The sequence below is a fragment of the Bacillus sp. SRL543 genome, assembly GCF_984799205.1.
Genome location: NZ_OZ481794.1, coordinates 663,459 through 674,671 on the forward strand (window position 1 = coordinate 663,459; position 11,213 = coordinate 674,671).

Here is an 11,213-nt window from a genome sequence, read left to right on the forward strand (position 1 = left end):
TATTTTTCAATTGTATTCTCTCCTTCTTCTTTTTAGTTTTTTAAATAAAAACGTATGAGAAGAAGGATTCTTGCGGCGGCTGGGCAGGAGGAGCATTTAACCATTGATCATGGAAAAAAGCAACATTTCCATATCTGGCCGCTTTTACAGACATTGCATCAAGCATTGGGACACCGGCAAAGTAAATGGAAGGAAGAGCTGCTCCGCCTGTGGCGGATTGTCCTCCGCTTGCCGTAGTACTCGTACCATTTGTTCCGCTGTTGGCAGGGACGTAGGCGATAGCTGCCTGTACCGGCTTTTCAGCAGGATCCTGTTCAGAGCCTTTATCTTGAGGCTTGCTGCCGCTTTCGGAAAAAGGCGTCGCTTCGGCCTTGGCTGCAGGAACCACGGAATTTCTCAAAGACTCTTCAGCTAATGGCAATGGCTTCACGCTGCCGATTTCAGTTGTATCGTCATCAGATTCAACAGTGGCCTCATTCTGATCTAAAACTGTCCTGATTGGTCCAGCTGGCGTATTGGCTGCCGCCTCCCCATCGGGATTGTCTGTAACAGCAGGTGTTTCAATGCTGATAGAGTCAGAATGGCCATTGTCGGCAGACGGCGTATTCACCTTAGTGGAATCGCCCGTTTTAACGTCAGCCGCCGGCGTTTTAACAGAAATAGAATCAGACACATCCACATCTGCGACCGGAGTCTTCACCTTGATGGAATCACCCACCTCGGCATCGACAACCGGCGTTTTAACAGAAATAGAATCAGACACATCTACATCTGCGACCGGAGTATTCACCTTGATGGAATCACCCACCTCGGCATCGACAACCGGCGTTTTAACAGAAATAGAATCAGATACATCTACATCTGCGACCGGGGTATTCACCTTAATGGAGTCACCCACTTCAGCATCGACAACCGGCGTTTTAACAGAAATAGAATCAGATACATCTACATCTGCGACCGGGGTATTCACTTTGATGGAGTCGCCAACTTCAGCATCGGCCACCGGCGTTTTTACGGAAATAGAATTGGAAACGCTGGCTTCAGCAATCTTTGCGTCCACTTTTATGGAAGGCTCTTCAGAAAGGTCAATATTCACCAAAGAATCTTTTTCAGCATTTTCGTCTTTTTCCACGCTGATGATTGGCTTTGTCACCGTCTTGACTGTTTCTTTTACTGCATCGGTCACTGTGCCTAGAAGAGAGGCGTCTTTCTGATCGGCAGCATCATTATTCTGTTGTCCGCTTTGATCGTGGCTTTTTTCGCTTCGCTGCAGGGGAACCGTTTCTTTAACGGTGCTTGTGACTTTTTCCGTCACAGACCCTAGCAGCCCATCCGCAAGCGCGGTTGAGGGGATGAAGCAGAAAGCAGCAAGAACCAAGGCTTGTACGAATCTAGCTGACACTCGCTATGCTCACCTCCTTTCAAAATTCCGCCTGAATTGGAACTTATTCCATCTTTTTGTACCCGGCGGAAAACCTTATAAACTTTTAGATGTTCTGCTGAACTAACGGATGAAAAATAGTTTTGGATCACTTTTTTATGAAAAAAATTTAGTTTTTTTAAAAAAGTGTTGTAGGAGTAAGGGAATGGGGCGTTGGACATATATGGGAAACGCGAGTTTTATGGAAAATAATTAAGCTGAAAAATTTTGAAATAGTTTTCTGAAAAAACATGTTCCCTTCCCCCGGTAATTGGGTATATCCAAATAGATTCTGGATAGGAGTGTGAGAGATGAAAGCCGTAACTTACCAAGGTTCCAAAGATATTCAAGTCAAGGAAGTCGAAGATCCAAGGATTGAGAAAAACGATGATGTGATCGTCAAAATTACTTCTACAGCTATTTGCGGATCAGATCTGCATATCTACCAGGGAAATATGCCCCTGAGGGAAGGCTATATTATCGGGCATGAACCGATGGGGATCGTTGAAGAGGTGGGCCCTGAGGTTACGAAGGTGAAAAAAGGGGACAGAGTTGTTATTCCTTTTAACGTTTCCTGCGGGCAATGCTTCTTCTGCCAGCATGATATGGAAAGCCAATGCGATAATTCCAATCCGCACCAGGATACTGGCGCTTACTTTGGCTATACAGAAAGATACGGAAACTATCCTGGCGGCCAGGCTGAGTATTTGCGCGTCCCATATGGAAACTTTGTACCTTTTGTTGTACCTGAATCCAATGAAATGGAAGACGAGGAGCTGCTGTTTCTTTCCGATGTTCTCCCGACTGCTTATTGGAGCGTCCTTCATTCCGGCGTCAAAAAAGGTGACACGGTCGTCGTCCTGGGCTGCGGGCCGATCGGTTTGATGGCCCAGAAGTTCGCCTGGATGAAAGGGGCTTCACGAGTGATTGCAGTCGACCATCTTGACTACCGCCTGCAGCACGCAAAGCTTGTCAATAAGGTTGAAACCTTCAACTTCAGTGAACATGATGACATGGGCGAGTATCTGAAGGAAATCACAAGCGGCGGTGCAGAGGTCGTCATCGACTGCGTCGGCATGGACGGGAAGAAATCAGCGATTGAAAAAATCGAGCAGAAGCTGAAGCTCCAGGGAGGCACTCTCGGGCCTATCCAGATGGCAACGAAGGCAGTCAAGAAATTCGGGACCGTCCAGCTGACCGGCGTCTACGGGGCAACCTACAATATGTTCCCGCTTGAAGCCTTCTTCTCAAGGAACGTAACGATTAAAACAGGACAGGCACCGGTCATCCACCTGATGCCGGAAATCTATAATATGATCGAAGAGAAAAAGCTTGATCCGACCCATATCGTCAGCCATAAGCTGCCGCTCGCAGATGCAGCACGCGGCTATCATTTGTTCAATGAACATGAAGACGATTGTACGAAGGTTGTATTGAAGCCATAACAGCAGGCAGGTCCTTTCCGGGCCTGCTTTCCTTTTGACTGTTTGCAGGATATCTCCCTGATCTCAGAGAAATTAAGGGTACTATTTCTTTTAAAGCGGGTGGAAAAATGAACAATCTCTTTTTAGAAAATGATGCCCTTGCCCTGGCAGAGCTGGTGAAAAAGAAAGAAGCTGCTCCGATTGAGCTGGCAGAGGCAGCCATTGAGAATATTGAAGCCTTAAATCCCAGGCTGAATGCGGTTATTAATAAAATGTATGACCAGGCAAAGGCCGCTGCTTTGTCCGCTGATCTGGAGGGAACATTTGCGGGGGTGCCGATGCTGCTGAAGGATATCACTCAGGAAATCGGAGGGGAAAAAATCACTTCCGGCTCAAAGGCGCTGCAGAATTACCGTGCAAAAAGCGATTCTGAATTTGTGGCCAGGCTCCGGCGGACGGGTGTCATTTTCCTCGGGCAGACGAATGTCCCGGAGCTTGCACTGATGGGGATAACAGAGCCTGAATTTTACGGACCGGCCAGGAATCCATGGAATCCTGATTACACTCCGGGCGGTTCAAGCGGCGGATCTGCGGCAGCGGTGGCGAGCGGGATGGTGCCGATTGCAGGCGCCAATGACGGCGGCGGTTCGATCCGCATCCCTGCCGCTTATTGCGGATTATTCGGCCTGAAGCCGGGCAGGGGGAGAACACCGGCCGGCCCAGGGCTTGGCCGGCATTGGCAGGGGGCTTCATCTGATCATGTGCTCACCCGTTCGGTCAGGGACAGCGCCGCCATGCTCGATGAGCTGCATGGACCGGAAAAAGGCGGCGCTTTTCTTTCTATTCCCCCAGCAGAATCGTATCTCGGCTGTCTGGAAAAGCCGCTCCCAAAAACAATGAAAATTGCTTACACCACAGCTTCCCCGCTTGGCACTGATGTCCACCCCGACTGCAGGGATGCTGTGCTCCGCACGGCCGCTATCCTCGAAGATCTGGGCTACCGGACCGAAGAAGCTAAACCTGATATAGACGGAAAGAAGCTTGCCCAAAGCTATATCACGATGTACTTTGGAGAGGTGGCGGCAGCTCTGGCCGGGATGGAGGAAACGCTCGGGCGGAAAGCGTCCAGAAATGATGTTGAAGCATCTACATGGCTCCTCGGGATCCTAGGAAAAACAATTTCTGCCGGGGACTTTGTCCTGAGCATGAGGGAGTGGGACAAAGCTGCCTATATGATGGATATTTTTCATGAAACCTATGACTTCTATTTGACGCCTGCCACTGCTTATCCCCCGGCAAGGATCGGCGAGCTCAGCCTTAAAAGTGCAGAAAAAGCGGCAGTGCGTTTGATCAGCATGCTGAAGCTTGGAAAGCTTGCCCAAAAGGCAGGGCTGGCAGACCAGCTTGCCGAAAACAGCCTGAAGCGGACGCCGTTCACCCAGCTGGCCAACCTGACAGGGCAGCCGGCGATGAGCGTGCCCCTGCATAAAACAGCAGACGGTCTGCCTTGCGGAGTCCAGTTCATGGCAGTAAAAGGACGGGAAGATCTGCTGTTCCGCCTTGCATTCGAACTTGAACAGACGCCATATTGGCTGAGGGAATATTGAAGTGCTGCTAGAGAATTTTTCTGCGGCGGTGCGCATGAAAAGGAGCTCAGATGGCATGAAGGCTGGACATCTGGAACATCATAAGCTAGTATCAGAACGGTACACAAATTTTTGTAAAACTGGGCATGCTCTAAAAAAGCAGCTCTGGAATAGATGAGATTTTTCAAAAAAATAAAAGTATATTTTTAAATTTCGATTATTGTCTAGCAGCTGTGCCTATCCCCTCGAGTCACAAGCCAATCCTCCCAAAAAGGCAAAGAGCGCCTTTCCGGGAGGATCGTCTTGAGGCCCCCAGGAAGCTGGTCATGCAGACGTTGCCACAGGACGTGGCGTTCTTAGTCTGCGTTCCTTAAGGGAGCAAGGCGCTTGCGCTTTTCTATGAAAAAGGAGATAGTTATGACTGAAAATCAATCTGTAGTTGCCGGCCTGAAGCCTTTTATCCAGGAAGTATGGGAAAAGTCCGGCTTTAATGAGCCGACCGCCGTTCAATCGAAGAGCATCCCCCTTATCCAGGAGGGCAGGGACGTGATCGCTGAATCGCCGACAGGGACAGGCAAGACGCTTGCTTACCTGCTGCCGCTTCTTGATAAAATCGATCCTGGCAAAAAAGCGGTCCAGGCCGTTATTATCGCCCCTTCACAGGAGCTGGTTATGCAAATTTTCTCGGAGGTCCAGAAATGGGCAGAGGGAAGCGGCATAAAAGGAGCCACCTTCATCGGCGGCGCCAATACGAAAAGGCAGCTTGAGAAGCTGAAGAAGCATCCGCAGATCGCTTTGGGCACACCTGGACGGATGCTCGAGCTGATCAAACAGAAAAAGCTGAAGATGCATGAAGTCAAAACAGTTGTGCTTGATGAAGGAGACCAGCTGCTGGTTCCCGAGCATCTGGAGACTGTAAAGACCATTTTAAAGTCAACCCTTGCTGACAGGCAGCTTGCATTCTTTTCAGCAACACTTCCTGAAAGTACCGCGAAGATTGCACAGGAGTTCTCCGCTGATGCCGAGCTCATCCGTGTAGGGAAGGAAGAGACCATCCCGTCAGATGTTGACCATATTTATTTTGCCTGCGAGCAGCGCGATAAAATCAAACTGCTTGAAAAGATTTCCCGTGTGAAGGATATCAAGGGGCTAGCCTTTGTAAAGGACATCGGCAATCTTTCTGTCCTTTCTGAAAAGCTTGATTTTAAAGGCGTGGATGCCGGAATTCTGCACAGCGATCTGGATAAAATGGACAGGCAGAAGCATTTGAAAAATTTCCGCGAAGGAAAAAGCAGCCTGCTTTTTGCAACAGATGTAGCTGCAAGAGGCCTCGACATCCAGGGTGTCACCCATGTCATTCATTATGATTTTCCGAGGGACATCAAGCAATATGTCCACCGGTCAGGGCGCACCGGCCGATTCGGTGCTAGCGGGACCGTTATCTCGCTCGTGACCGAAAGAGAAGAACGCGAACTGAAGAAATTCTGCCAGGAGCTTGGCATTACACCGGAGAAGAAAGTATTTTATTCCGGTGATATTGTGGACGCTGATAAAAGAAGATAAAAGAAGCTGACAATCCGGTTTTGGGTTGTCGGCTTTTTTTGTAAGAATATGTATTTTGTGTAGAATCACGCTGAAAATATGTAGAATAACTCATTTTTTTATGTAGAATAACTCCAAATTTATGTAGAATAACTCAGAATTTATGTAGAAAAACATCAAAATGATTTAAAACCTTTCCCCAAGCAGGCAAAGAACCCTCTAATAGGCAAAGGCATCCAGACACCTCCCAAAAAACTGCCCCCCTACCCTAAAAATCATCAGCATTACTCACTTCAAGTGCATTTTATAAACCTGACTCCTGCCAACTTTCAAGATGCCGCGCTAACTCTCCATTACACTTCATAACCAACCTTTAATATAGTAAAGGATTCAGAAAATATGATAAACTATGAAAGTAAATTCCATGTGAAAGGATACGATTCCTATATGAAAAATCCAAGATTGAAAAAGCTTCAGGAAGAATGGCTTCTTGAAGCCACAATAGATGAGATGCAGGAGAAAATGGAGAAGGGAGAGGTTTCCTCCAAGGAGCTGGTGCTGATGTATCTGCACAGGATCGCACAGAAGGATAAGAACGGTCCGGCGGTCAACTCTGTGCTTGAAATCAATCCGGATGCTGTCCAGATCGCGGCAGCACTGGATGCTGAGCGAAAGGTGAAGGGCAGCCGCGGGCCGCTGCACGGCATTCCTGTCCTGATCAAGGATAATATTGATACTGCCGATAAAATGCATACCAGTGCCGGTTCTCTTGCTCTGAAAGATTCTGTGGCAATGGAAGACTCCTATGTGGCCGAAGCCTTAAGGAAGGCCGGGGCCGTAATTATCGGGAAAACGAATATGACCGAATGGGCCAATTTTATGACAGAGGGCATGCCGAGCGGCTACAGCTCAAGGGGCGGGCAGGTGCTGAATCCTTATGGACCGGGTCATTTTGACGTCGGCGGATCCAGTTCAGGTTCAGGTGCAGCCATCGCTTCGAATTTTGCGGCAGTGGCTGTCGGAACGGAGACGTCAGGCTCGATTCTCAGCCCGGCAAGCCAGAACTCGCTTGTCGGCATCAAACCGACGGTCGGACTGATCAGCAGAAGGGGCATCATCCCGATCGCGCATTCCCAGGATACGGCAGGCCCTATGGCCAGAACGGTCAGGGATGCAGTTTATCTTCTGGATGTGCTTGCCGGCAATGATGACAGAGATCCTGCTGTCCAGAACAATCCCGAGTCAGACTATACCGAGTTTGCAGGCTTTCTTGATGAAAACGGGCTGAAAGGAAAAAGAATCGGCATTGCACGCGAAGTGTATTTCGATTATTTGAGCGGGGTCAAGCTTGAAGTGATGAACCATGCGGTTGAACAGCTGAAGGCTCTTGGCGCTGAAGTGGTCGACTCTGTAGAAATTCCTTCGACGAAAAATGAATGGAAATATGATGTGCTTACGTACGAATTCAAAGCAGATCTTAACGCCTATCTGCGCGGCCTTGCTCCGCATATTAAAGTAAAATCGCTTGAGGATGTGATCGCCTTTAACCTCGAAAACAGTGGCGCGGCCCTTAAATACGGGCAGACCATCTTGGAGGCAGCCGAAAAAACAAGCGGCACCCTGACTGAGGAAGCTTACATATCCTCACTCGAAGAAGATATCTATTTTTCAACCGAGCAGGGAATTGACCATGTCCTGAAACAGCATAATCTCGATGCCATCGTGACGCCTAACAACTTTGGGGCGGGCATTCCGGCAAAGGCAGGGTATCCTTCCATCACAGTTCCAGCAGGATATTCTCTGGAAAATGAACCGGTTGGCATTACATTTACCGGGACCGCTTTTTCAGAACCCGGGCTGATCAGCATGGCCTATGCTTACGAGCAGGGTACTAAAGTGAGGAAAGCCCCTCTCCTGTAAGGCTGCCAAAGCAGAATAACACACTGTGAAAAGGCCCATACTACCAGAGAAAACGCTAGTAAAGGAGCGAGGCAGCATGGGCAGGACAAAACTTGGAAATGCAAACGCACAGCGCAACAATAATAAAAAAAGAGAAGGCTGGACAAGTGAAGAGCTGGTTGAATTCAACACCGGCACAAAAAGCAAGAAAGAAAACCAGCCAAAAGACTAAAGAAGAAGGCCCCCAGCACTTGGGGGTCTTTTTGCTTAAAAAATATCTTTATTTTTCCTGAAAAGTGATTATAATCAAATTAACAAACAACTGATAAAGGCAAACCTGTCGAAAGGCAGGGACGCAAAGCTATGGGCCTTCCCGCATTCATGCGGATGGCTGCCAGGCTGCCGGGCTCCTTTTTATGGATGTCATGGCATCATAAAAAGGAGAACTGAAGATGACCGTAAAATTTTTCAAAACAGCTTTTTTGGCTGTACTGCTCGTATTTGCAGCCTGCCCCGTGAAAGGAGAGGCTGCTGATATGAACCGCTCAACCTGGCTTTGGGACACAGCAGCGATAAAGGACAGGTCTGATGAAATCATTCGATTCCTGGGGGACAAGCAGGCAGATAGGCTGTATCTGCAGATTGACCAGAGCCTGCCAGCATCTGTCTACCAATCATTTATAGAAAAAGCAAATGCCGGCGGAATCAGTGTCCATGCATTGGATGGAGCTCCTAAATGGGCGACGGCAAAAGGGGAGGCGGCCATGCTCAGCTTCTTCTCATGGGTATCTTCCTATCAGGAGCAGGCAGCCCCTTCCCAGCAGTTTTCCGGCATCCACCTGGATATTGAACCCTATCTTCTGCCTGGCTGGGAAAGCAATTACAAAAACACTGTGGTGAATTATCAGACCCGTATGGCACAGGCAGCATCTCTGTGCGCAGACCTCCATCTTCCTTTCGGGGCAGATATTCCTTTCTGGTTTGATGAAATGATGTTCAGCAATAAATACGGCAGGAATTCTCTTGCAGACTGGGTCATAAAGAATACAGATAGTGTGACCATCATGGCATACAGGGATATGGCAGAAGGCCCTAACGGAATGATCGAGCTGTCCAGGACCGAGGTTGAGCTTGCGGCCCGCTTCGGGAAAAAGATAGAAATTGCCGCAGAGACAGGTGCCTCTTCAGAAGCCGCATATATTACTTTTTATGAAGAAGGCACAGCAAAAATGGAGAATCAGCTTTCACTTGTCCGTGACTTCTATTCCGCAAATTCCCATGTCAGCATGGCTGTCCATCATCTTCAAAGCTGGATGGATATGAAACCATAATATGATCGGTAAAATGCCTATTTGTAATAAATAGGTATTTTTTTACGTTCAGTACCTTGCAATGTTCAGTAGTGTATTGTATGATGGGTCTGTGAAGTGATGGAAGAATTTACATGACTACTGAATAATGTTCACTACCGGTGGAGGTGCAAGGATTGAATGTTCAATTCAAAAAGGGAGTTCTTGAGCTGTGCGTGCTGCTGCTGATCTCAAAGAAAGATCAATATGGCTATGAACTTGCACAGAACATTTCGGATAAAATCGAAGTGGCTGAAGGGACGCTCTATCCTTTGCTCAGAAGGCTGACAAAAGAAGAGTATTTAACAACCTATCTGGCAGAATCAACTGAAGGGCCTCCCAGAAAATACTATTCACTGACAGAAAAGGGCAGGGATTATATGTATATGCTGGTCGAGGAGTGGCAGCAGTTCTCATTGGCGGTTAATGAATTTGTTGAGGAGGGGAAGTCGAGTGGCAGGCAATGAATTTTTGGCAAGGCTTGAGAAGCTGCTTGGTAAGGTGCCGGAGTATGACCGGCGGGAAATGCTGTATGACTATGAAGAGCATTTTGAAATCGGGCTCGCGAATGGCAAGTCGGAAAGGGAGATCATGGAGGAGCTTGGCGACCCGCATGTGATAGCGCGCGATCTTCTTGCAGATTACAGGATCGTCAAAGCGGAGAAGACGCAGTCAGTGACTAATATATTTCAGGCGGCAACGGCAGCGGTCAGCCTCAGCTTTTTCAATCTGGTCTTTATACTTGGGCCGCTGGTCGGCCTCGCTGGCGTCTATATTTCACTATGTGCGGTGGCACTCGTTTTGACACTATCGCCATTTGCTTTGCTGGGGTCATCCTTTTTTACAGGCTTTGAGGATATTACGCTGAATTTCTTTGCTTCGCTGGCATTGTTCAGCCTTGGCCTGCTGCTGAGCATCGGAATGATTTATGTTGGCAAATTCTTTTACCGGGTACTTCTCGGCTATATCAAATTCAATGTCAGGCTAGTCAAAGGAAAGGGAGAGAAGGCGGCATGAAGAAACTGGTGGCAGGTTTGGTCGTTTTATTCCTGATTGGTGTCGGCGGTTCAGCCATTACACTCAGCGCTTCGGGAGGTCTGAATTTTAACACGGCTGATATCAATCAAAGTGAGACGATAGAAGCAGGTTCCATCCGGCATATTTCGGTAAATAGCGCTTCGACTGATGTGGTAATCAGGGAGGCTGGCAGCGAAGAAGATATAAAGGTGGCACTAACGGGGAAAGTCAGCAAAAAACTGAAGGATGATTATAAACTGAAGGTCAGCGAGGATAATGGCACCCTGAATGTCGACCTTGATGTGAAGAATATGTTCCGCATGGGAGTTGTCATCATTCGTGATGTGAAAATAGAAGTGCTTCTTCCGAAAAAGGAATATGAGGAACTGGCTGTCCAGGTATTATCCGGCGATATCAAAGCGGAAAACATTCAAAGCAAGGACAGCATTTTTGAGACAAAGAGCGGTGATGTTGCACTGAAGAAAATGGAAGCCGGAGGCCAAATGGAAATCCAGGTGGCGAGCGGAGATGTAAGGGTAGTAGATTCAAATGCGAAGGAATTGAAGTTTAAGGCAGCAAGCGGGGATATGCTAATTGAAGGCTCAACCGCTGAGAATGCAGATTTATATACGGCTTCAGGGGATATCGAAATCAACGGATTGTCCGGGGATATTCTTGCAAAAATCACTTCGGGCGACCTGAACATCAGCAATGATCAGCTGGCAGCCAGCATTACTGCCGAAACGGCAAGCGGGGATGTCAATATTTCATTCAAAGAGGAGCCAAGCGACATGATGGTAGATTTTAAGGCAACCTCCGGAGAGGGCAAGGTCCAGCTGGATGGATTCCTTTTTGAAGAAAAAGAAGAAGACAGGATTCTTGGAAAAATAGGTCCAGGAGAGCATGTGGTGAAGGTCCACACTGCTTCTGGAGATTTTAATTTGAATTAATAGAGAGAGCTGTCCTTATCCAGGGC

General features: G+C 48.0%; 10 protein-coding genes and 1 riboswitch. Of the genes, 9 read left to right on the forward strand and 1 reads right to left on the reverse strand.

Annotated elements, in window-relative coordinates:
- Window positions 1-40: 40 nt before the first annotated feature.
- The gene (locus tag AC4E8B_RS03545; protein WP_490217077.1) at window positions 41-1,402 is read right to left on the reverse strand and encodes a hypothetical protein; all 1,362 of its coding nucleotides are present in this window, start codon (window positions 1,400-1,402) and stop codon (window positions 41-43) included.
- 329 nt (window positions 1,403-1,731) lie between these two features.
- Here AC4E8B_RS03545 and AC4E8B_RS03550 point away from each other — a divergent pair, with 329 nt between their 5' ends.
- From AC4E8B_RS03550 to AC4E8B_RS03590, 9 genes are all read left to right on the forward strand, one after another.
- Window positions 1,732-2,865, forward strand: coding sequence for a zinc-dependent alcohol dehydrogenase (locus tag AC4E8B_RS03550; protein WP_490217078.1), 1,134 nt, complete (start codon window positions 1,732-1,734; stop codon window positions 2,863-2,865).
- 107 nt (window positions 2,866-2,972) lie between these two features.
- The gene (locus AC4E8B_RS03555; RefSeq protein ID WP_490217079.1) at window positions 2,973-4,451 is read left to right on the forward strand and encodes an amidase family protein; all 1,479 of its coding nucleotides are present in this window, start codon (window positions 2,973-2,975) and stop codon (window positions 4,449-4,451) included.
- Window positions 4,452-4,847: 396 nt separating this feature from the next.
- On the forward strand, window positions 4,848-5,993 hold the full coding sequence (locus AC4E8B_RS03560; RefSeq protein ID WP_490217081.1) for a DEAD/DEAH box helicase: 1,146 nt from the start codon (window positions 4,848-4,850) through the stop codon (window positions 5,991-5,993).
- 426 nt (window positions 5,994-6,419) lie between these two features.
- Entirely contained in the window at window positions 6,420-7,892 is a 1,473-nt protein-coding gene (locus tag AC4E8B_RS03565; protein ID WP_490219479.1) for an amidase, read from the forward strand.
- A 76-nt stretch (window positions 7,893-7,968) separates the two neighbouring features.
- Complete coding sequence (locus AC4E8B_RS03570; protein WP_009792252.1) at window positions 7,969-8,103, forward strand: hypothetical protein; 135 nt, start codon at window positions 7,969-7,971, stop codon at window positions 8,101-8,103.
- Window positions 8,104-8,191: 88 nt separating this feature from the next.
- Window positions 8,192-8,278, forward strand: a riboswitch (cyclic di-GMP riboswitch).
- 45 nt (window positions 8,279-8,323) lie between these two features.
- Window positions 8,324-9,202, forward strand: coding sequence for an amidase (locus AC4E8B_RS03575; protein WP_490217082.1), 879 nt, complete (start codon window positions 8,324-8,326; stop codon window positions 9,200-9,202).
- Window positions 9,203-9,357: 155 nt separating this feature from the next.
- Window positions 9,358-9,687: a PadR family transcriptional regulator gene (locus AC4E8B_RS03580; RefSeq protein ID WP_490217084.1), complete on the forward strand. Its 330-nt coding sequence runs from the start codon at window positions 9,358-9,360 to the stop codon at window positions 9,685-9,687.
- Window positions 9,674-10,237 (forward strand): DUF1700 domain-containing protein, encoded by a 564-nt coding sequence (locus tag AC4E8B_RS03585; protein WP_490217086.1) that lies wholly within the window; start codon window positions 9,674-9,676, stop codon window positions 10,235-10,237. The genes AC4E8B_RS03580 and AC4E8B_RS03585 overlap by 14 nt, the downstream gene beginning before the upstream one ends.
- Window positions 10,234-11,187: a DUF4097 domain-containing protein gene (locus AC4E8B_RS03590; RefSeq protein WP_490217087.1), complete on the forward strand. Its 954-nt coding sequence runs from the start codon at window positions 10,234-10,236 to the stop codon at window positions 11,185-11,187. Before AC4E8B_RS03585 ends, AC4E8B_RS03590 begins: the two co-directional genes overlap by 4 nt.
- Window positions 11,188-11,213 lie beyond the last annotated feature (26 nt).

Coding starts and splice junctions, on each gene's coding strand:
- AC4E8B_RS03590 (WP_490217087.1), top strand. CDS start 10,234: ATGAAGAAACTGGTGGCAGGTTTGGTCGTTTTATTCCTGATTGGTGTC.
- AC4E8B_RS03565 (WP_490219479.1), top strand. CDS start 6,420: ATGAAAAATCCAAGATTGAAAAAGCTTCAGGAAGAATGGCTTCTTGAA.
- AC4E8B_RS03550 (WP_490217078.1), top strand. CDS start 1,732: ATGAAAGCCGTAACTTACCAAGGTTCCAAAGATATTCAAGTCAAGGAA.
- AC4E8B_RS03575 (WP_490217082.1), top strand. CDS start 8,324: ATGACCGTAAAATTTTTCAAAACAGCTTTTTTGGCTGTACTGCTCGTA.
- AC4E8B_RS03560 (WP_490217081.1), top strand. CDS start 4,848: ATGACTGAAAATCAATCTGTAGTTGCCGGCCTGAAGCCTTTTATCCAG.
- AC4E8B_RS03570 (WP_009792252.1), top strand. CDS start 7,969: ATGGGCAGGACAAAACTTGGAAATGCAAACGCACAGCGCAACAATAAT.
- AC4E8B_RS03555 (WP_490217079.1), top strand. CDS start 2,973: ATGAACAATCTCTTTTTAGAAAATGATGCCCTTGCCCTGGCAGAGCTG.